General features: G+C 59.2%; 17 protein-coding genes. 4 read left to right on the top strand and 13 right to left on the bottom strand.

Annotation, left to right across the window (positions count from 1 at the left end):
• Positions 1 to 76: 76 nt before the first annotated feature.
• The 4 genes from SJQ66_RS09580 to pdxR form a co-directional block, all read right to left on the bottom strand.
• Complete coding sequence (locus SJQ66_RS09580) at positions 77 to 1,612, bottom strand: c-type cytochrome (protein ID WP_320533990.1); 1,536 nt, start codon at positions 1,610 to 1,612, stop codon at positions 77 to 79.
• Positions 1,609 to 3,240: a GMC family oxidoreductase gene (locus SJQ66_RS09575; protein ID WP_320533989.1), complete on the bottom strand. Its 1,632-nt coding sequence runs from the start codon at positions 3,238 to 3,240 to the stop codon at positions 1,609 to 1,611. Before SJQ66_RS09575 ends, SJQ66_RS09580 begins: the two co-directional genes overlap by 4 nt.
• 77 nt (positions 3,241 to 3,317) lie before the next feature.
• Positions 3,318 to 3,857 carry a sugar dehydrogenase complex small subunit gene (locus SJQ66_RS09570; RefSeq protein WP_024903897.1) on the bottom strand — a complete coding sequence of 180 codons (540 nt, stop codon included), beginning with the start codon at positions 3,855 to 3,857 and terminating at the stop codon, positions 3,318 to 3,320.
• Positions 3,858 to 4,224: 367 nt separating this feature from the next.
• Positions 4,225 to 5,679, bottom strand: a complete 1,455-nt coding sequence (gene pdxR / locus SJQ66_RS09565) for a MocR-like pyridoxine biosynthesis transcription factor PdxR (RefSeq protein WP_407691472.1) — start codon at positions 5,677 to 5,679, stop codon at positions 4,225 to 4,227.
• 124 nt (positions 5,680 to 5,803) lie between these two features.
• Here pdxR and SJQ66_RS09560 point away from each other — a divergent pair, with 124 nt between their 5' ends.
• A complete protein-coding gene (locus SJQ66_RS09560; RefSeq protein ID WP_046152794.1) occupies positions 5,804 to 6,730 on the top strand; it encodes a DMT family transporter in 927 nt (308 codons plus the stop codon).
• A gap of 34 nt (positions 6,731 to 6,764) precedes the next feature.
• Here SJQ66_RS09560 and SJQ66_RS09555 read toward each other — a convergent pair whose 3' ends face one another.
• The 3 genes from SJQ66_RS09555 to SJQ66_RS09545 all read right to left on the bottom strand — a co-directional run bounded on the left by SJQ66_RS09555 (position 6,765) and on the right by SJQ66_RS09545 (position 9,547).
• The gene (locus tag SJQ66_RS09555; RefSeq protein ID WP_320533988.1) at positions 6,765 to 7,343 is read right to left on the bottom strand and encodes a hypothetical protein; all 579 of its coding nucleotides are present in this window, start codon (positions 7,341 to 7,343) and stop codon (positions 6,765 to 6,767) included.
• 41 nt (positions 7,344 to 7,384) lie between these two features.
• Complete coding sequence (locus tag SJQ66_RS09550) at positions 7,385 to 8,146, bottom strand: hypothetical protein (RefSeq protein ID WP_157685070.1); 762 nt, start codon at positions 8,144 to 8,146, stop codon at positions 7,385 to 7,387.
• A 771-nt stretch (positions 8,147 to 8,917) separates the two neighbouring features.
• Positions 8,918 to 9,547 carry a TetR/AcrR family transcriptional regulator gene (locus SJQ66_RS09545; RefSeq protein ID WP_036010403.1) on the bottom strand — a complete coding sequence of 210 codons (630 nt, stop codon included), beginning with the start codon at positions 9,545 to 9,547 and terminating at the stop codon, positions 8,918 to 8,920.
• Between the two features lie 176 nt (positions 9,548 to 9,723).
• Between SJQ66_RS09545 and SJQ66_RS09540 the strand changes: the two genes are divergently transcribed.
• Positions 9,724 to 10,851 carry an MBL fold metallo-hydrolase gene (locus SJQ66_RS09540; protein ID WP_320534185.1) on the top strand — a complete coding sequence of 376 codons (1,128 nt, stop codon included), beginning with the start codon at positions 9,724 to 9,726 and terminating at the stop codon, positions 10,849 to 10,851.
• Here the strand turns inward: SJQ66_RS09540 and SJQ66_RS09535 are convergent.
• The 5 genes from SJQ66_RS09535 to SJQ66_RS09515 form a co-directional block, all read right to left on the bottom strand.
• Positions 10,799 to 11,857, bottom strand: coding sequence for a FecCD family ABC transporter permease (locus SJQ66_RS09535; RefSeq protein ID WP_046152841.1), 1,059 nt, complete (start codon positions 11,855 to 11,857; stop codon positions 10,799 to 10,801). The genes SJQ66_RS09540 and SJQ66_RS09535 overlap by 53 nt on opposite strands.
• Before the next feature lie 39 nt (positions 11,858 to 11,896).
• Entirely contained in the window at positions 11,897 to 12,868 is a 972-nt protein-coding gene (locus tag SJQ66_RS09530) for an ABC transporter substrate-binding protein (RefSeq protein WP_052738271.1), read from the bottom strand.
• 110 nt (positions 12,869 to 12,978) lie between these two features.
• On the bottom strand, positions 12,979 to 13,818 hold the full coding sequence (locus SJQ66_RS09525) for an ABC transporter ATP-binding protein (protein WP_024903906.1): 840 nt from the start codon (positions 13,816 to 13,818) through the stop codon (positions 12,979 to 12,981).
• A gap of 57 nt (positions 13,819 to 13,875) precedes the next feature.
• A complete protein-coding gene (locus SJQ66_RS09520) occupies positions 13,876 to 14,883 on the bottom strand; it encodes a TonB-dependent receptor (RefSeq protein WP_320533987.1) in 1,008 nt (335 codons plus the stop codon).
• The gene (locus tag SJQ66_RS09515; RefSeq protein WP_320533986.1) at positions 14,880 to 16,007 is read right to left on the bottom strand and encodes a TonB-dependent siderophore receptor; all 1,128 of its coding nucleotides are present in this window, start codon (positions 16,005 to 16,007) and stop codon (positions 14,880 to 14,882) included. Before SJQ66_RS09515 ends, SJQ66_RS09520 begins: the two co-directional genes overlap by 4 nt.
• A 262-nt stretch (positions 16,008 to 16,269) precedes the next feature.
• Here SJQ66_RS09515 and ku point away from each other — a divergent pair, with 262 nt between their 5' ends.
• Positions 16,270 to 17,199, top strand: a complete 930-nt coding sequence (gene ku / locus SJQ66_RS09510) for a non-homologous end joining protein Ku (protein WP_320533985.1) — start codon at positions 16,270 to 16,272, stop codon at positions 17,197 to 17,199.
• Positions 17,196 to 20,048: a DNA ligase D gene (ligD, locus tag SJQ66_RS09505; RefSeq protein WP_169786167.1), complete on the top strand. Its 2,853-nt coding sequence runs from the start codon at positions 17,196 to 17,198 to the stop codon at positions 20,046 to 20,048. Before ku ends, ligD begins: the two co-directional genes overlap by 4 nt.
• A 40-nt stretch (positions 20,049 to 20,088) precedes the next feature.
• Here ligD and SJQ66_RS09500 read toward each other — a convergent pair whose 3' ends face one another.
• Entirely contained in the window at positions 20,089 to 20,469 is a 381-nt protein-coding gene (locus SJQ66_RS09500) for a RidA family protein (RefSeq protein WP_024903909.1), read from the bottom strand.
• Between the last annotated feature and the right edge of the window lie 90 nt (positions 20,470 to 20,559).

Here is a 20,559-nt window from a genome sequence, read left to right as displayed (position 1 = left end):
AAAGGGCGCACCATTTAACGCCGGTGCACCCCTGTCGCTTCAGTGCCTGTCCACCACTCGTTTCATCCCATGCGCATCAACGCTGCGCCCGACCTTGCTTGCGACGCCCACGCATCAGCAGCGAGCCGATGGCGATCAGCACGACCACCATGCCGACACCGATACCGACACGCGTCATCGTCAACAGGTTCGAACGCGGTCCACCTTGACGGATTACTGCAACATCCGCCGGCGTTACCGCTCGCGCGCTATTGCCATACTGCGTCAACACGTAGTTGGCCAGTGCGGCGACATCCTCGTTGCTCAGGTTCGTGACGGCACCGGGCTGGCTGCCAAACGATGGCATGAACACGTGGCCGCTTGCCGTCTCCCGATCCACACCATACAGGATTGTGGCAAGCAGGTTGTTCGGATTCGCGCCGGCGGTGGCCGAATTATGGAACAGGCTCGGGTAATAGCCGTCTTCCGAACCTTGTCCGTTATAACCATGGCACGAGGCGCAATTCGCGGAGAATAGCACTCCGCCACGGTTGCTGCTCGCCATGCCGGCTTCGAAGCCCTTACCCCGGAACGCCGCCAAGTCACTTGACGCCTTGCCCTGGTCAAAACGAGAGCTCGTGGCGGGATTTTGCGTCACACCATCGCCAATCGCCGGAATATGCATCATATATACGGCAATCGCATTGACATCGGCATCCGTCAGATAACGGAAGCTATGCGTGATTGCCTCCGCCATGCTGCCCGCGGCCTGTGCCTTGCCTGGCAGGCGCCCCGTCTTCAAATACGTGACCAGATCTTTCTGTGTCCAGGTGCCAATGCCATGCGTGGCATCAGCAGTGATGTTCGGTGCATACCATGGCCCTACTTGCGCACCGGCCATCGACAAGTCCTGCTTTTCCTGCATCAGGACGCCGCGCGGGGTGTGACAGGTACTGCAGTGTGCGGCGCCATCCACCAGGTACCGGCCGCGATTCCATTCTTCCGATTGACTCGGGTCAGTGACATACGGCTTGTCGTTCAGAAACAGTGCGTTCCAAATGCGCATCGACAAGCGGATGTTCATCGGGAACGGCAGATGCGTTGCGGCGGTTGGCGTGTCCACCGGCGTCACGCCCTGCATGAAGTAAGCATACAGCGCATGGATGTCGTCGTTGGATAGCGTGGCGTACGCGGTATATGGCATTGCCGGATACAGGTTCGCACCATCTGCGCGCACACCTTTGCGCAGCGCATCGGCAAACTGTTGCTCGGTATAGTTACCAATACCATGCGTCTTCGATGGTGTGATGTTCGAGGCGATGATCGTGCCAACGGGTGATGCAATGGCTAAACCGCCGGCCATCGGCCGGCCACCGGTCGCCGTGTGACAGGCGATGCAGTCGGAGGCGGTGGCCAGGTAACGCCCTTTCTCGACCAGGCTCGGGGCGAAAAGGCCAACTTGCGGCGCGGCACTCGATGCCGCAGTCGGCGTGGTAACCGCCGAAGCAGTGGCGGCCGTGACGTTCGCGGTATCGGCCGCGTATGCCGTCGACGCCATGGCGCCCATCAACGCCAGAGAAACGGAAGCAGTGCACAGCACGCGGGTAAGCGATGTCATTGTCATTCGCATCATGCGCCTCGCGTCTGGCCGACGATGGCGTCTGCGGCCTTGAACGCCAATGCCGTCATCGTGATGGTGCTGTTGCCGCAAGCGGTGCTGGGCATGGCGGAGCCACCTGGCAGCCAGAGGTTTTCATGATCGTGCGCGCGGCAGTTGGCATCGACGACCGAGTTGCCGGCGTCGTTGCCCATGATCGCGCCACCCATGATGTGTTTGCTCTGCGCGAACTTCGCTGCGAGTTTAGTGTCTTTCGCGCCCATTGCCGCCGCGAGCTTTTTCGCGATCGGAATCGAGTACGTGTCGGCCGATTTACGTACGTAGTCGCCTACGTCGTAATGCACGGCCGGACGTGGCAAGCCCAGCCAGTCCTTTTTGTCCGAAAGTGTGAGGCGATTTTCCGGATTTGGCAGGATTTCGTGCGCGAGCACGATATCGACCGTGCATGCCGACAGGCGGCGAATCTCGGCATCGAGCGCTTTGCCGACGAGGCCCTTCTTCAACGCACTGAATGTCACGAAGCGGTTGCGGCCGAAGTTATTGAAACGGAAGTAGGCACCGGCGTGTTCCGATCGGAAGGCGCCTTGCGACGTTTCCATGATGCCACTATTGACCACGGGCCCCACGCCCGACCAGAACGGGTCCTCAAGCGTCAACGTCATGGTCAGTTGCGGATGGTCCATCATGTTGCGGCCGACTTGGTCCGAGCTGTTTGCCAGTCCGTTCGGATTGCGCTCGTCTTTCGACATCAGCAGCAGTTTTGGCGTTTCAATGCCATTACACGCCAGTACGAAGCGCTTGCCGGTGACGCGATGGCTTTGCCTGTTCTGGTCGAGATAATGCACCGCTTCGATTTGATTCTTGCTGTTGGTCTCGACGCGATATGCAACCGCATTGCACAGGATCGTCGCCCCCTTGGCTTCCAGTCGCGTGAGGGCGGTGGACGCATCGTACTTCGCCGCTACCGGGCATACGGGTACACAGTTATTGTTGGCGCAGCAGGCTGGGCGATCGTCGTATGGCATGCCGCTATTACGCGCCTGCGCAGTGGGAATGTTGTTGTATCCCAGGCTTTTTGCGATTTCGGTAAAACGTTGTTCACCCGGTCCAAAAGGTAATGCCGGCATCGGATAGGGGGCCGAGCGTTGCGGCGGCCATTGCAATGCCGGGTCTGACGGACCGCAAATACCCAGGTAATGTTCGGTACGCGTGTAGTACGGCTCGAGGGTCTGGTAGTCGAATGCCCAATCGCGACCAACGCCAAAGTTCGAATGCAGGCGCATGTCTTCCGGCGTCAGGCGCCAGCAGGTGCCTGCCCAATGCCAGGTCGAGCCGCCCGCATAGCGGATGTACGACTGCGCATAGCTATCGACGCCACTGAGTTGCAAATAGTGATCGTGTGGGTCTTCATGCGACCACATGGGATGTGGCGCCCATTTGGCTGGTGGATAGCACGACGACGGGTCGCCTTTTAGCGAGAGAGGTAGATTCCGGAAATTCTCGACGATCTCGCCGCGTTCGATGCGTGGGCCGGCTTCAAGCATCAGGACAGACGCACCCGCGTCGAGCAATTGCTCGGCAACGGTGACGCCGATGACGCCGGTTCCGACGATGACGACGTCGGCACTCTCTTTGTTGGGCATTGTGGGGTACGGATAGTTGCGATTACCGGAACGCACCCGCAATGCGAGCGGGCCGCACCGGCATCGTCATGTCGATCTTAGAATTGGGGCATTGCATCCAGCGGAGCATTCGAACGCGTCCAGGCATTCGGCCCGGAGAGGCCGTACGAAGGAATTTGCGTCACGTCCTTGGTTACCTGATAGGTCAACGCAAGTTCGTACGTGAATACCTCGGCATCATGGCTTGCCGACGATGAGCCCGAATACCAGGCCGCGATGATCCAGTGCGCCAGATCCTTTGCAGCGCCGTCTGGAATGTCATCGAAGAAATCCTCGACGGCCGTTGCCTTCTTTTGCTGTGCGATGGCGATGATGCTGTCCATCATCCTGGATAAATCGGGATGCGCATTCGATGCAAATGCGGCAATCCGTGCACCAACGCCGGCATCGAGATGGTGATTAATCAGCAACGACGAAAGGCGCATGAATTGTGCATCGATCGCTGCTGGTACGGCAAAGGTTCCGGGTGCCACGGTTGTCGGCTCGGACAATGCCAGACACGGAAATCCGGACACGGTCACATACGTTCCGACAATCGCCGCGCCCCCGATAAGAAGCTTACGTCGCGCAATTAACATCTTTTTGAGATTCTTTGTGGCAACGAGGAGGAATGTTGCCACAGAAACAAGTCATGCTGCGACGAAATGGCCGGGTTAACGCGTAGTGTGGCGGATGTGCTGCACTCAGTTTGCATGGACGGAGCAGCTCTTAACGTCAGCATTTCCTCACAGTTACGCGTAGTCGTGTTGATACCGCCGCCATATGACGTAAGAGACGCGCGGCGCTAGAGACGCGGATGCGGCACAAGCGGGCTTGCGCGAAGCGATAGCCAGGCGCGAGGAAGAACAAAGATATAAATCGCAACTAACAGCAATATCGAGCCGCTACTTGGTGACGCTCGCGGGATGAAGTTGAACGTTTGGGGCGGGCGATCCATGGCGCGCGCTAGCGTTTGGTTCCTCGGGGTTGCAGTAATCGCGCAAGCACCTGGATGCCTTCCCACATTTCATCTGGCCGCCACGCCGCGAAGCCGAGAACCAGCCCTGTTTCAGCGCCAATGGGAAGGCAGTTTTTCGATAAAGACCGTGCTATCACGTTTTCGCTTGCCAGCGCAGCGGCAAGCACGACGTCATCGGCGTCGGTGGCCAATCTAAGCAGCAGTTGCATGCCACCGGCCGGTGGGGAAATCTGAATCGAATGGGGCAGCACGCCACGGAGCGTCTCCACCAGGTAATCGCGTCGACATTGGTAGACGCGTGTCATCCGGCGAACGTGTGATAAAAAATGTCCGTCTTCCACGAAGGTTGCCAGTGCTTCCTGTGCGGCGGCAGGTACGAACTGCCCGGTGCTGTGCTGTGCCTTGTGAAAGATGTCGACAAGCCAGTCAGGAACGATGACATAGCCAACACGGATATCAGCGAATGTCGTCTGCGCAAACGTTCCAACGTGGACCACACCTGTGCCGAACGTGTCCAAGCTCTGCAGGGCCGTGAGACGATGCCCCTCGTAGTGGAAATCGCTATCGTAATCAATCTCGACGACAAGGGCATTGTGCTCAGCCGCCATATGCAATAAAGCTTGACGACGCGTGACTGACATAAGAGCACCCGTTGGATACTGATGAGAGCGCGTCACGAATATGACCCGGGGGCGGCCGTGTCGAACGTCGCCGCTCATACCGGCCCGATCAACTTCGACACCTACTGGATGTGCGCCCACTGACCGTATTGCCGCGCGTACTCCGCGGTAACCCGGACTTTCGATCCATGCAACGTCACCTGGATTCAAGATGGTCCGTGCGATCAATTCGAGAGCGGATTGCGCGGATGGCAGTATGAATATCCTGGATGTCGTGGCGCGTATGCCTTTTGATCGTCCTAGATACCGAAGCAAGGCCCACTGAAGACGGTGGCAGTTGATGGGTGAGCGCGTCGCCGGGGTGATGGCGTTCCTACGGGCGCCGCTGCGTAAGCAACGCGCCCATATGTCATGTGGAAATTCTCTTGGGTCTCCAAATCCTGGGGTAAATGGAAATGTGCGTGGCAGCGTGGGAGGCGGACAGTCCATTTTTGAAATGCGCATGGCCCACTGCGATTGGGCAGGGTGGTGTCGCGCAACCCATTTTTTTTCTGCTGAAACAACGGATTTTTCCACGCTTGGCAGTGCGGAGACGCGTGGGCGCCTGCCGCGGCTTGCGCTGAGAAAGCCTTCCATCACAAGCTGGTCGATAGCTGCGGCAACCGTGTTGCGCCCAATATTGCAAAACAACGCCATTTCCCTGCTGGAGGGCAGTTGGAATCCTGTCGCCAACCTGCCTGCCATGATATGGTCCCGCAACTGATCACATAATTGCCGGAACAGTGGAACAGGAAGTTCTTTATTCAACGTGAGGTCAAGCATCCTTGAACGTTCCTTTCTGACGCTGACTGGCATGGATATATTCCATCAACCTGCTCTGTGCGACAGCATGGGTCGAGTTTACCATTCGATTAGTTCTACTTTTATTTTATTAAAAGGCGGAGCAATGAAGGAAAATGCGATCAAGGCACGTGGTGCGATATTGTTGCTATGCCTCGTCGTTGTCACCTGGGGCGTGAATTGGACGCTGACCAAATTAATCGTCGACAGCATTCACCCAATATGGGCGACCGCTATGCGTTCCGCTATCGCATCGGTCGCACTACTGCTATTGCTCATGCTGCGTCGACAATTGACGCTGCCGAAAAGAGACGATGTTCCCGTTATCATGGCGATATCGCTGCTCCACATGGTCGGGTTTTCCACGCTGGTTGCTTATGGCGTAACCTATGTTCCAGTTGGGCGCTCCATCGTTCTCGCCTACACCACGCCGTTCTGGGTGGCACCGGCGGCGTGGTTGTTTTTAAAAGAACCGATGAGTCGTCTCCTTATTTGCGGGTTATGCATCGGCCTTACGGGGGTCGGGGTATTATTTAATCCGATGGCATTCAATTGGGGCGATACACGCGCGCTTTTAGGATGTGGCTTGATTCTGTCAGCAGCATTGTGCTGGGCATGCAGCATTGTCTACGTTCGCACATGTCGCTGGACTTCAACGCCGCTTCAACTGGTTTTCTGGGAAGCGTTGTTGGCGACGATGGTGATGTCGGTGCTTGGCGCGACGATGGTAGGACGTCAAAACATTGATTGGACATACACGTTGATATGCGCCTTGCTGTTTGCCGGCGTTGCCGCAACGGCCATGGCATTCTGGGCGATGGCGTTGGTCAATCGACGCTTGCCTGCAACAACCACCGCGCTTGGCTTGCTCGCGACACCGGTCGTGGGCATAACGTGCTCCACGATCTGGTTGGCCGAGCCTTTGGATGTAACGCTGATCATTGCGCTGTTTCTCGTGATCACCGGTATTGCCATTGGCACGGCCAGGGTCGGCATAAATGTAAAGCGCGTGTCGTCAGAAACGTCGAGGTAATACCTTCCATGCACGTGGCCGTGGTGCACCAGCTTCACTGCAAATTACCCCAGCGCTCGGTTGCCGGCTCGGCTTGTGCCCATTTCCATTTTCCGTCAGAGCGCTTGCAGACGGTGGTTTGGAACCACTGTACGGACAGCGTCGTGGAAGTTGTGCCACCCGCCGGCGCGGGAACCGGGGGAACCGCGCCCGGTGCGCCCGTGTCGTTAGTGGAAGGGAGGGGGACATTGTTTGCCTGCCGTGCCGTCCGCTGCTTTTTCGTCAGCGCCGAGAACAACACGACGCGACAAGGACTTAACGGGTTATCGATATCGGAGACCACCTGCATGTCGCCTTGTTTGTCCGGCAGGGGCCAGATTTGCTTTGCGATCCATGGTGCACGCTGTCCCACCGGCAAACTGCCTGCCTGAGCGGCAAGCCGATCCTGTTCGCCCGTTTTCATGTGCCGGAAGATGGCATCGAAGAGCGCGTCGACGCCTGCGCGTAACGCGATACCTACGCCGATGCCAACGGCAGGGTTCGCGCTGGCGCCAGCGGCGGCAACGCCGCCTACCGCACCGGCATAGCCCCCGATGCCGCTACAGCCGGCCAGCATCGACACTATCAAAGTCAACGTTATCGCTGTGTGCAGCGGGAAGGACACACCGCGCGACCTCACTGCAATGCTCCCCAGCGTTCGGTGGCGGGTTCCGCGCTGGCCCATTTCCAATTCGCGCCGTCCCGGCAGATTGTCGCCACGTAAAACGCGCTGATGGGTTCGCTATCTGTCTGGACATGGTCTCGTGGTGCCTGGTGGGTAGCTTGGTCCGCAAGCCAACCATCGCTACTCCTGCTCCCCTGACTGGAGGCCGTGATCGGCTGTGTTTTGACCTGATGCATCACCGTATCGACCGAGAAAACAATTTCCTTACAATCCAGGCCTTGCGCGGCAATCACGCGGCTCACGGTCACGCGTCCATGTTGTTCCGGTTCAAGTTTGACCCGGGGATCGAATTGCCAGTCGGCGACTTGTCCCGGCGCAAGCGGACCGGCACGCTGCGCGATCGTATCCTGCTGTTGCTGGTGCGCGCGTTTTTCGACGTACTTGGCGCCAGATTGCGCCGCTGCAAGGGCGCCGAGGCTGATGCCGGACGTCACGGCAGCGCTGGCGGTCAGTTTGCTCGCCACCGTTGCACCCACCACGCCCGCGCCCGCCGCGGCACCCTCGTCGAACAAAGAGCCACACCCGCTCAATGCCAATGGCAACGCGACCAGAATGGCGAGCCACGCCGGTCCGCGCCATGGAGGCGGTGCCGGATCCCTCAGAACGGCCTGACTGATCAATGGCCGCGCGCCGTGCGATCCGTGCGCAAACCGCAGCCACGTGGCCAAGCGGAACCGGCGCGACGCGCCAGCAGGGCGGTCAGCAATTTTCACGGCGCAGCGTCTCCATCGTAATAGTGGCTTTATCATGCACATCGTGCCGGGTTCCGGCCGGCAACGCACATTGCTTACTTCCAGCATGCCTGATATTACGGATTTTTGCAGGCCAACGATGTGTCAGCAAGTCAAGCAGGCAGTCATTCCGTCCACGGCCAGGCCATGATCATTTGCCCGCCGACAGCACCTCACGTCGTTACAGTTGGCCGCGATCGAGATCGCGCCTGGCGGGGTGTGTCGGACAGCCCGCCTGCGCTCCGACATGAGTGGTCCGATCGTGCAATCCCAATAATAGGTCGTCGATCTGCTTGAGGTGGTGTAGCCGACCGTGCCCCCGCGATCTACTGCACCGCGCTTCGGCGCGATGACGTTATTGCCCGTGCGCCCCTGCTTTGCAAGGTAGCTTTTGAATGGGTTACCGTCCTGAACCTGTTTGGCATGGTGCCAAACGCGTCGTAGATCATTGAAAACCGTGCGATTGGTCAGATCGCAGTCGTGTTTTTTGATCGGTGAAGGACGTATGCTATATATTAGGATTACGATGATTTAAAGAATGCGAAGAATGATCGGTCGCCAGCTCAATGGTAATGAAAGCGATTTCCCTAATGACATCATTATGTCCATGAAATAAGGCTGATCGTTTCGATATGCCCGCGACCAAGCGGGTCGGCGTTGTTCACGCGTTCACGCACCGTATGCGTTTGTCTCCACACGAATGGCCGGATTCGATGGTTACGTCACACGATCATGCTAAGGCTGGGGGGCCGTTTATCGCGCGTACCGGGCCAGGAACAGCGCCGCATTGGCCGCTGCCACGCGTTGTTGTTCGGCATCCGTTAGCGGCGCTTGTCCCATGGTGACCTGTGGCCAGAAAGCAAAACCTTTGACTAGCCACTGCAACTGCTCCGAGGCGAACGCGATATCATCGATCTGAAGCTTGCCCGCCGCGACCGCTGCACGAATCCAGATCGTCAAGTCTTCTTCGCGCTCTCCCAAGCGCGCGATCATGTCGCGCGCACGCTCAGGCGAATGGATGCCTGCGGCAATGGCGACACGGGCCAAAGACAATAATGCTTCATCGTTCAATAAGCGCATTTTATTGTGCAGCAGCGCGCTGAGCTGTTGTGCCAACGGCCGGTCGTCATGGTAGACGACAGTGGCATTGCCGCAACTCGCTTCCCATAATTGCATCAGGATTGTCGCGAACAACGCCTCTTTGCTGTCGAAGTGGTTGTATACCGTTCGCTTGGACACGCCCGCCCGCGCGGCGATTCGATCCATGCTCGTGGCGTCGAAACCCGTTTCGCGGAACGCGTCGATCGCGGCGGCGATGATCGCCGCCCGTTTGCGATCGGTCAGGCGCGTTGGTGTTGCAGGAGAGGGGGGCACAATTTCCATCCGGGAATTCTACACCGGGTAGTTTACCTTTCGATGCATTCGGACTACACTAAAATTAAACTACACCGACTAGTATACATTTTTCGATTTCCAACAGGAAAACCAAGGGCATGAACGATGTTTCGGAAGCGGGCGTGGACACGCGGTCGCGTGATGGCAATACTCCGGTGCGGGATATGCCGACGGCGTCGCTGGCGTCGCGATTTTTAGACGTTCTCGGTGCGCATGCATCTCGGCAAGGTCGGCGATGGTTCGGTCGTTCAAGACAGCACGACGGGCAGCGCTTTCGTAATGTGAAGCCGCGTCCGTCCGAACCGTTCGGAAAGACCCTCGGCATCATCTGGGACATCCTGTTCAACAAGCCGCGTGATACGCGTCCGGCAGAGGGGCCCGACGCGATCCCTGTCATGCCGTTGTCACGCGCCGCGCTGGACGCCGCACCGGATTTCAGTCTCTATCGCCTCGGTCATTCCACGCTGTTGTTCAAGCTGCGCGGTGCTTTCTATTTGACGGACCCAGTGTTCGCGGAGCGGGCGTCACCGTTCAAGCACTTGGGACCAAAGCGCTTCCATGCGCCACCCATCACGCTCGACGCGCTGCCGTCATTGCGAGCCGTGTTGTTGTCGCATGACCATTACGACCATCTCGATCGCGAAACGGTCTGCGCGCTGGCGAGCAGGACCGACGTTTTCTTGACACCACTGGGCGTGGGTGACCGGCTTATCGCGTGGGGGATTGATGCCGCAAAGGTGCGGCAGTTCGACTGGTGGCAGGGCACGGCCGTGGATGGCATCGCGTTCACCGCCACGCCGGCGCAGCATTTCTCCGGGCGCAGCCTGCTCGACGGCAACAGCACGCTCTGGGCATCATGGGTCATTGTCGATGGGGCAAAGCGCTTTTTCTTCAGCGGCGACACGGGCTATTTCGATGGTTTCAAGGAAATCGGCGCGCGGCTGGGACCGTTCGACGTCACGATGATGGAGACCGGTGCCTATGACAAGCGCTGGCCTTATGTGCATATGCAGCCGGAGGAAACGGTGCAGGCACACATCGACCTGCAGGGGCGTTGCATGGTGCCGATTCATAATGGCACCTTCGATCTCGCGATGCATCGCTGGCAGGATCCGTTCGAGCGGGTCACCGAACTGGCCGCTGCGTGCGGCGTGATGGTATCGACGCCGCGTATCGGTGAGCGGCTCGATCTGGACGTTCCCGGCAGGGGCTCACTTTGGTGGGAGGAGGCCGCGGCCCCTAGAACCGGCGAACCAACACTGTCAACGCTGCCCCGCCAGCCAGCGCGGTAATCACGCCGATGGGCAGATCATCGGGTGCAATCAACACACGCGCGCCGACATCGGCCCATACCAGGAAGATTGCACCGAACACGGCACAGAGCGGCAAAAGGCGTTGATGGGCCGCGCCGCCGAAACGGCGGCACAGGTGCGGGATAACCAGACCGACAAAGCCAATCGCACCGCTGACCGAGACCGTGATCGCGGTCAGCATCGCACAGACGACGAAGATTTCTCTACGCATCCGTGCCGCGTCAATGCCGAGTGCGGTTGCCGACAGGTCGCCGCTCATCATCGCGTCGAGCGCGCGACTGCGCGTCCAAAGCCATGCGATGCCGGCCACCGCGCACGTCGCTGGAATGCCGAGCAATGACCAACGCGCCAGACCAAGGCCACCCAGCATCCAAAACAGCACCGACGTGGCGGCTCGTTGGTCCCCTATGTAAAGCAGCAGGTTGGCCAAGGCACCAGCCGTAAAAGCAATCGCAATACCGGACAGCAGCAAGCGCGCAGGCGTCAGGCAGCCGCGCCAGCCCGCCAGCAGAAGCACGAGGGTACTGGCGATCAACGCGCCGATAAACGCAAATAGCGATAGCGTCCACTGTCCGGCCATGTTGCCGGCAATGACGACCGCGACCACCGCGCCACATGCCGCGCCGGTGCTGACGCCAAGCAGATGAGGGTCTGCCATCACGTTACGCGTGGCCGCTTGCAGTGTTGCGCCGGTTACGGCCAACGTCGCGCCGACGATCACCCCCAATAACACGCGCGGCAAGCGGATCAACCAGACGATGCCATCGGTCGCGGGTGATATCGTCGCTTCCATGCGATGCAAGCCGAGATGCGCGAGCACCACTTGTAAGGTATTGCTCGGTGATAGCGTGACCGGTCCAAGGGCCGTCGCCGCGACAATCGATATCAGCAGTCCGGCAGTCGCCAACGACAATGTGACAATCCAGGTGCGTGATGCGCCTCGGGGATGCGCGGGGTGCGAAACGGATTTGCCCACCGGTCCCATGGACATGCGATGCCAGTCGCGCTTGGAGGCACGTTTCATCTAACGTGATCCTGGTTGGGCGTCGCGTGCAAAGGCGTGCGGATGCAATGCGTGCGCGATGATTCCCACCGCCTCGGCATTATGGATGCCTGGCGTGGCGGCGTCGTAGGGCAAGACAATAAAGCGGCCGGCACGGATGGCGTCGATGCCTGCAAGCGCCGGGTTATCGCGCAGGAAGTGGATTTTTTGTTCAGCGGTCGTGGGGCCATAGTCGACGATGATGATCGCTTGGGGGTCGCGGTCGACGACACTTTCCCACCCTGCTTGCGTCCAGCTTTGCTGTACGTCATCCATCACGTTGCGGCCGCCCGCGGCTTCGATCAAGGCGGTCGGCATCGCCAATGCGCCTGCCGTAAACGGCTTGTCCTGACCACTGTCATAAACGAACACGCGCACTTTTTCCGGTGTGCCGGAAAGCGCATGCCGCACCGCGGAGACCTGCGCCTGCATCGATGCGATAAGCGCCTCGGCCCGTGCATCGACATCGAATATGCGGCCGAGGTTGCGCAGGTCATTATAGGTGTCATCGAGCGTTGCCGCCTGACGAGCCATGACGTGCCCGCACGACTCCGTTAATTCATAGGTGGCGATGTTGAGCGGCGCCAGGGACGATGGCGTGACCGGACCGCCTACCCGCATGCCGTATCCCCAGCCCGCTACATACAGGTCGGCGTTTGCGCCAACCAACGTTTCCAGTGGTGGATAGCGGCGCGCCAATTCGCGAAGCGGACCGAGCGCGGCGGTCAGGGAGGGCGATGCGGTTTTCCATCCTGAAATGCCGGTATAGCCGACCATTCGATCCCGCAGGCCTAACGCCAACATCATTTCGGTCAGGTTGATGTCGTTACTGATGGCGCGTCGCGGAGCATGGGTAAAGGTCACGGTCCGATTGCAACTCTGAATTGTCACCGGATAATGGTTGGGATGGGACAATGCCGGCGGGGCCTCTCGTGTCTGCGATACGACGGACACCTTGCTACCGGGTGGCGCGGCTTGCGCTGCCGCGGCGATGCTCAGCGCAAGCGTCGTAATCCAGGTCGCCAGGGATCGTTGTCTGAATTCAAGAATAAGCGTTGTCACCGTTACTCCGTGATCAAGGTGATACGGGGATGCCCATGTACCGGATGGTCGTCTATCAATGCGTCGACACCGTAGTACTGCTTGAGTCGTTCGGTTGTCAATACGTCACGCGTCGTGCCGTGCGCGACAATGCGACCTTCAACGAGCAAATACAGCCGATCGCAAAAGGCGGCTGCCAGATTGAGGTCATGCAGCGCGGCAAGCGTGGACACGCCACGCGCCTTGACACGCCGCAGCAACGCGATCTGGTGGCGCGGATCGAGGTGATTCGTGGGCTCGTCGAGCATCAGCACGCGCGGCTGCTGGACGAACGCGCGCGCCAACAACGTGCGTTGTCGCTCGCCGCCCGACAGCGTGGCGAAAAGGCGGTGCCGATAGTCGCCTAGATCGACATCGTCCAGCGCCTGCTCCACGAGCGCCAGATCCTCCTGCGTCACGCCGTCCAGCAGGCGCTTATGCGGCGTGCGTCCCATCGTCACTACTTCTTCCACGGACAAACCGAATTCGTCGGGCGGATCCTGCAGCACGACGGCAATGTGCTGCGCGCTCCAGCGGGCGCTCGCCTGCCAGATATCGGTGTCGTCCAGCAACACCTGCCCACTGTCGGGACGCGCATGGCGAAAGGCGCAGCGCAACAAGCTGCTCTTGCCGCCGCCATTGGGGCCGATCAGCCCGACAAACGCCCCCGGCGCAACGGTCAATGACACGTCATGCAACAGGTCGCCCGATGCGTCGCGGGATTGATCTCCATGATGCCGGGTCAACACACGTCTTGCCTGATGGGTGCGTGACCCCGGGCGCCAATGCAATCCTGTGATTGTCAACCGCGCGGTTTCTTGCATGCGTTGTCCTTGTCGTGCCGTGCGCCGATGCGAACGCACGGCCCGTCGATGATAGCGTCAGAACGTCATGGTAGCGGTGACGCCGCCTGATCGGGGTGTACCCAGCAGCCATTGCGTCCCGCTATTTGACGAGGTGACAACGTAGGTACGATTGGTCAGGTTGCGCAGATAGAGCGCCAGGGTGAGTTGGTGGGAGACCCGCCAGGATGCGCTCGCATCAAACAGTATGTAGGACGGAATTCGCACCGTGTTGGCCGTGTCCCCGTAGCGGCTGCCAACATACCGCACCCCCGCGCCCACGTTCCACCCTGGCGCAAACGCCCAGCGCAGCCAGACATTGCCGGTTTGCTGTGGCACGTTATATGGCACGTTTCCGTCGCGCGACACGGTCACACCGTTGACCGATTCGGAAAAGTTGTCATATCGGGCGCGCAACACCGAAAAATTCGCGTCGACGACGATGCCGTGCGGCAACGTCAATGCACCGGTCCATTCGATGCCGCGAGAGGATTGCTGGCCTACCTGGATCGTCTGCGTCGGATTATCCGGATCTGTAGTGAGCAGGTTCTTTTTGACGATCTGATAGAACGCCAGTGTCCAGTCGGCGCTGCCACCGGCAAGGATCTGCTTTATGCCGGCTTCCCACTGGTGACCGGTGGACAGCGAGTAGGCGCTGTTTGCCTGCGACAGTGTGATGAGCGACCCCACCCCGTCGGAGCCAGTGGTGTATTGACCGTAGACCGATAGGTCCGGTGTCATGGCAAAGACCAGGCCGGTGCGCCAACTGGTGTTCGCAAACGTGCGGCTGAAGGACGTTGCAGCGGTGCTCGACGTGGCAAATGTGTCGCGACGATAATCGATATGGTCGTAGCGCAGGCCGCTGACCCAGGCAAGGCGGTCGGTCACTTCCAGGCGGTTCTCGGTAAAGACCGCGGCCTGGTTTGTTCGTGTGCGGAACACCGGGACCGTTGCGTCGCTGCTGGCGAAGACACCTGGGTCGAAGCCGAGTTGCGGGACCACCGAGCTGCCATCATAGGGCGTATTGCTTGTGTCGACGAAGTTCACGGAATTGAACTCGGTGCCGATGACAAAGCGATTCCGATGTCCGGCAATGCGACCATCGAGGGTCGCATCCAACGGTCATAGTACGCTATTCGCGCGTCGCTCACGTTGTAGTTTTGCCGGGTCAGCGCGGACGAGTAAGCGCTGTTTTGGACAGGAATACCAAAATACGTCGTGGGCATCTGCCGTGCGTAGTCGTAGTCCAGCGTGAACCGCAGTGTAGGCGTGGCGTCCAGTTGCAATGCACCGCCTACGGCCGTGCTGTGCGATTGTCCGCGTGGCAGCCAGCCGTTGTTGCGATCGTCATTCAGGTAGAACCGGTAAGTCAGCATTGGACCACCCGGACGGCTGGCGTCCACGGCGCCCGTTGTATCCAGTGCCATGCGTTTCTCACCGTAGGCGCCAACGCCCAGGAGGACCGTTGTGCTGCGTTCGGCCTGCGGTGCTTTCGGGATGACGTTGATGACGCCGCCCATTCCGCCTTCACCATTCAATACCGAGGCCGGCCCGCGGAGTACTTCGATTCGATCCACGGACCAGGTATCGAACGGAAACGTCACGGTTCCAGCGCCCACGAACATTTTGGTGCCGTCGAATAGCGTCGTGATGGACTCCTGGCCAGTGAAGCCGCGCACCGACACCGCCGTGCCGCCGTTGCCGGGCGCCGCATTGTTCGCATAACCGGCTGCGCGGGTGACCGCATCGACGACGGTTGTATCGCCGCGTGCACGTATCGCGTCGCCGGCCAGCGTCTCGACGCTGGCCGGCGTATCCAGGCTCGAAGTGCCAAGCCGACTGCCGGTGTGCACCGGCAGGGCCAGGCGTTCCTTGCCGGAATCCGCACGCGGGGCAGCAACGATAACCGCCGGCAGGGACGATTGGCGTGCTGCTTCATGCGCCGAAGGGAGCGGGGTATTCGGGTCGACCGAGTCGGCGGCGTATGCCACATGCATTGCACCGATCGATTGCAATGTGGCCAAGACCGCCATCGCCGGCAACCTCGGCCTTGGCGTGCGCGCACGCCGCTTCGTGTCGATGATCTTATAGCCGTGAACACGGCGAGGGGAAAGCGAAAGAGATGCATCAGCCGCGGATGCGCCTGTCCGCAGTCGGACAAAGGATTTCACGCAAATGACTCCATGGGGTTACGCGCCCCGTTGGGTTGGATGGATACATGTGCGGAGCCAGGTCTGACTTCCGGCGCGCGAGGAGGGGTTCATCGCTTTATGGCCGGTCACAGTGGCGCGACCGTGCTGGATTTTCACCCGCTTCCGGACTTCGCATAGCGCGCATTGTACTGTGCAAATGGCGTCGTGCAAGGATCAATTCGTCCTCAGGTACATAAATTGCGCTGCTCGCCTTACCGTTTTATGTCCCGTAAGGAATGCGATGGCCAAGATCCTCTGGAAAGGTGCGATAGCGTTTGGACTGGTGCATGTCCCAGTGCAACTGTATCCGGCGACGCGGGCATCCAAGCCGTCATTTCATTTACTGGATGGCCGGTCGCTCGACCCCATTGGTTATCGCCAGTACAACAAGCGGACCGGAAAGGACGTGCCGCGCGATAAGATCGTGCGGGGTTTCGAATACGAGAAGGAGCACTTTGTCGGGCTGAGCGATGACGAGTTGCGCGCAGCCAATCCAAAATCCACGCAAAGCATCGATGTCATGTGCTTCGTGCCAGCCTATCAGGTCAATTTTGTGTACCTCGACACCCCCTATCGTCTCATGCCGGATACGCGAGGAGAGAAGGTTTTCAAGATGTTTCGGGAAGCCTTGGATCGGTCTGGCAAGATCGGGATCGCACTCGTCGTCATGCACGAGCGGCAGCACCTCTGCGCGCTGGTTCCCACTCCCGACGGCCTGTCCTTGACGACATTGCGCTGGGCAGAGGAGGTCCTGGATGCGGAGGACGACGGCGATGCGCATGCATGCGCCTGGCGTGATGCCAGCGTCAGCGCACGCGAGCGCGAGATGGCGGTGCGTCTGATCGACGATATGACCGCGGATTTCACGCCGGACGGCTACAAGGATCGCTTTCGAGACGACGTGCTCGCGTTGGTCGAAAGAAAGATTCGTGCTGGCAAAACAACGACCGTGGAAGCGGTGCCGATCCCAACGGACGATCGCACGCAGTCCGCCAATATCCTTGATCTCACCGCCTTGCTGAAACGGAGCCTGGGTCAACGCGGCGGGAAGCGTCACGATGACGATCGCACGGCTGGCAAGACGACGCGTCAATCACCGAAGCGTGCCACTAGTGCACGGAAGAATAGCGGCAGGTCCGGTCGGAAGAAGACCGGCACTGGAGGACCATGATGGCGGAAGACTATCTTGCGACCTATCGTGGAAAACGGAGATTCGTTGGCGCGTCAGCCACCCGGGAGCCCGACGGCGGTTCGGTTGCGGTCACGGCATGGAGAAAGGGGAGTGGCACGCGTGCTGGCGGCCGGGAAGCGTTGTTGTACGTTGTTCAGGAACACCATGCAAGCAGCCATCATTTTGATTTCCGCTTGGAATTGGATGGCACGCTGAAATCCTGGGCCATACCGAAGGGGCCGAGTGAGGACCCGGCGGTCAAGCGTCTTGCGGTTCATGTCGAAGATCATCCCATCGCATACGGTTCATTCGAAGGCACCATTCCCGCAGGGCATTATGGTGCCGGCGACGTCAGCATATGGGATAAAGGCTCTTGGGAACCAGAGGGAGGGCTGGCTGCGGCGAGGGAGGGCTATCGATCTGGAAAATTGGTCTTCCGATTACATGGTCAGCGCCTGCATGGGTCATGGGCGCTTGTACGTACACGGATGCGAGGAAAACAGGCGCAGTGGCTGCTGCTGAAGGAGCGCGAATCGAAAGAAGGGACGGTAAAGCCGAGAGCAAAAGCAGCAAAGGCGACCGTGGCAAATAAGCGTGGACGGGTAGCGGAGAATTGGCAAGACGTGTGGGCCCGGGTCAAGCCCCACGCGGTGCGCCGTGGCTGTCCGGAGACGATGAAGCCCCAATTGGCGACTCTCGTCGCAGCGGCGCCTGAGAACGGAACGTGGTCGTACGAGATCAAATTCGATGGTTATCGGATTCTCGCGCAGTCGCGCCCGGCTGCTTCGAAGGCGAAGGAAGAGCGTCATCGGGGCCGTCTTTTTACGCGGCAGCAGAACGATTGGACCGCCAAGCTGCCCGAGCAGGCGGATGCATTGCGAGGATGGACGGAAGCCATTGCCAAGGAAATGGGCGGCCCGTTTGGCGGGGCGTGGTTCGATGGCGAGGCGGTGTCGTACAACGAAACAGGCGTACCTGATTTTCAGTCGTTGCAGAACGCGTTCGATGCAGATCGCAGTAGCCACATCGTTCTCTATCTTTTCGACGTGCTTTATTTCCACGGATATGATCTGCGCGATGTGCCGCTTTTTGAACGCAGGGCGCTGTTGCGTGCCTTGCTTGCCGATATCCCCGTGCCAGGGGACGCGAATGCCACCAAGGCGACTGATCTCGCGCGTGCTCCCGCAAGCGCCACGCGTGCGACTGCATCGAAGCGCAAGGCCGCGCGTGTCGCCTATGCAGCGGATGCGGTGATCCGATTCTCCGACGACTTTGACGCGCCCCCGGCCGAGTTGCTCTCACATGCTTGTGCGCTGTCGCTCGAAGGGGTGATTGGGAAGCGCATCGACAGCGCTTACCGGGCGGGGCGCACGCAAAGCTGGATCAAGCTGAAGTGCCGTCGGCGGCAGGAGTTCGTCATCATCGGATTCACTGAGCCAACAGGTTCGCGTCGCGGTTTCGGTGCGTTGTTGCTGGGCGTCAATGCCAAGGACGAGAAGGGCCGATCCGTATTGCGCTACGCGGGACGCGTGGGAACCGGCTTCAGCGCCGCGATGCTACGGTCGTTGAGGAGCAGCATCGATAAACTTGTCTACAAGGGCACTTCGAGGCGCCAGCGCGTTATTGATGGACCTGTTCCACGCGACGCGGCCATGATGCATTGGATCAGGCCGACATTGGTGGCGGAGTGTGAATTTTCCGAGTGGACGCGCAATGGCGTATTGCGTCAAGCGTCGTTCGTGCAATTGCGGGCTGACAAGTCAGCGAAAGATATTGTTCGAGAGGACCCCCAGATGCCTTCACACAGCCGCACTATCTTGTCCGAGACAAAACGCAGTGCGACAGGTGGACGCAGGCACCTAGCCGCCCAACAGGACGCGACGCAGAAGGTCTCCAGAAAGCATTCCGCCTCCAGCGAGACGATTGCCGGGGTGCGCATCACGCATCCCGACCGTGTGATTGATACACACAGCGGCGCACGGAAGATCGACCTGGTTCGCTACTGTGAATGGATCGCCCCTTGGTTGCTGCTGGAACTCGCAGGGCGGCCGGTATCGCTGTTGCGCGTTCCGGCCGATATTGCTGGTGAGAGCTTTTTTCAGAAGCACGCGCCAACGTTATCGATTCCCCATGTCATGCAGCACGCGAAGCTCGACCCCGGCCATCCGCCGCTGCTGACGCTCGATAATGTGGCGGCGCTGGTTGGTGCCGCCCAGATGGGAACGGTCGAACTGCATACGTGGAATGCCCGGGTCGACTCCATCGAGAAACCGGACAGAATGGTGTTTGACCTCGATCCCGGCGCGGGGTTGTCCTGGAAGAAGATGATAGAGGCGGCGCAATTGACCCGCGCATTTCTCGAAGAAATCGGCCTGCGGTCGTTTTGCAAAACCAGCGGGGGAAAAGGTCTTCACGTCGTTGTGCCGCTGACACGTCATGCGGTGTGGGGCACTGTGCGGGATTTTTCGCAGGCTGTCGCGCAGCATCTTGCAGGAACGCTCCCCGAGCATTTCAGCGCAAAAATGGGTGAGGAAAATCGTAAGGGCAAGGTCTTTGTCGATTATCTCCGAAACAATAGGGGTGCCAGCACCGTGGCCGCGTACTCGTTGCGTGCGCGGCCGGGATTGGGCATATCAATTCCAATTAATTGGGATGAGCTGACATCGATTCGTGGGGGAGATCATTGGACGCTGGCCAATATTCACGAAAGAATGGCAGATTTGGCTGATGCTTCCGTCGTGGAAAACGATCCGTGGCATGACTACACTAAGACGCATCAACGTATCACGGCAGCGATGCGAAAGAGGCTGGCAGATGCACGGAAGGGGGTCTGGCGAGAGGCCAATTGATGCATTGGGTCAATGCACGTAGTCACAAGTCCTCGCCCACTTATTCGGCATTTCTAACAACTGCGTGGGCGACAATTTCTATCTTGGCGCCAGGGACCATCAGACCGGCAATCACCGTCGCTCTGTTCGGATAGGGCTTCGAAAACGCGCGTCTGTAAACCTCGTTCATATCGTCAAAATACATTTTGTCAGTGAGAAAAACCTGAACTTGTGTCACATCGTCCATCGTGCAACCCGCAGCCTCCACAATCTGCTTGAGGTTGTTCAGTGTCAACTCAGTCTGTGTGATGATGTCGCCGTCCTCGATCGAGCCATCCGCGCGTACAGGGATGCTAGCTGTATAAAGGGTTCCGTTCGAGATTGTCGCCCATTCAACAGGTGCATTTCCCTCGGGCAAGCCGGTTGCAATTGTCTTGCGCATATTCATATTCCTTATCTACCGTACAGATACATTCCGAATAAATAAAAAGTGGTGCGGTTGATTTGTAGATGGCTATTAAGTGACGACCAG

It is taken from the genome of Robbsia andropogonis (assembly GCF_034047095.1).
GTDB lineage: Bacteria > Pseudomonadota > Gammaproteobacteria > Burkholderiales > Burkholderiaceae > Robbsia > Robbsia andropogonis.
The sequence above is the reverse complement of the archived record's forward strand: the minus strand, read 5'-3'. Positions and strand labels throughout refer to the sequence as shown.

What these genes read in the sequence shown, in the direction of transcription:
- SJQ66_RS09580 (WP_320533990.1), bottom strand. Translation starts at nt 1,612, where the DNA reads ATGATGCGAATGACAATGACATCGCTTACCCGCGTGCTGTGCACTGCT.
- SJQ66_RS09575 (WP_320533989.1), bottom strand. Translation starts at nt 3,240, where the DNA reads ATGCCCAACAAAGAGAGTGCCGACGTCGTCATCGTCGGAACCGGCGTC.
- SJQ66_RS09570 (WP_024903897.1), bottom strand. Translation starts at nt 3,857, where the DNA reads ATGTTAATTGCGCGACGTAAGCTTCTTATCGGGGGCGCGGCGATTGTC.
- pdxR (WP_407691472.1), bottom strand. Translation starts at nt 5,679, where the DNA reads ATGCTTGACCTCACGTTGAATAAAGAACTTCCTGTTCCACTGTTCCGG.
- SJQ66_RS09560 (WP_046152794.1), top strand. Translation starts at nt 5,804, where the DNA reads ATGAAGGAAAATGCGATCAAGGCACGTGGTGCGATATTGTTGCTATGC.
- SJQ66_RS09545 (WP_036010403.1), bottom strand. Translation starts at nt 9,547, where the DNA reads ATGGAAATTGTGCCCCCCTCTCCTGCAACACCAACGCGCCTGACCGAT.
- SJQ66_RS09540 (WP_320534185.1), top strand. Translation starts at nt 9,724, where the DNA reads ATGCCGACGGCGTCGCTGGCGTCGCGATTTTTAGACGTTCTCGGTGCG.
- SJQ66_RS09535 (WP_046152841.1), bottom strand. Translation starts at nt 11,857, where the DNA reads ATGGGACCGGTGGGCAAATCCGTTTCGCACCCCGCGCATCCCCGAGGC.
- SJQ66_RS09525 (WP_024903906.1), bottom strand. Translation starts at nt 13,818, where the DNA reads ATGCAAGAAACCGCGCGGTTGACAATCACAGGATTGCATTGGCGCCCG.
- ku (WP_320533985.1), top strand. Translation starts at nt 16,270, where the DNA reads ATGGCCAAGATCCTCTGGAAAGGTGCGATAGCGTTTGGACTGGTGCAT.
- ligD (WP_169786167.1), top strand. Translation starts at nt 17,196, where the DNA reads ATGATGGCGGAAGACTATCTTGCGACCTATCGTGGAAAACGGAGATTC.
- SJQ66_RS09500 (WP_024903909.1), bottom strand. Translation starts at nt 20,469, where the DNA reads ATGCGCAAGACAATTGCAACCGGCTTGCCCGAGGGAAATGCACCTGTT.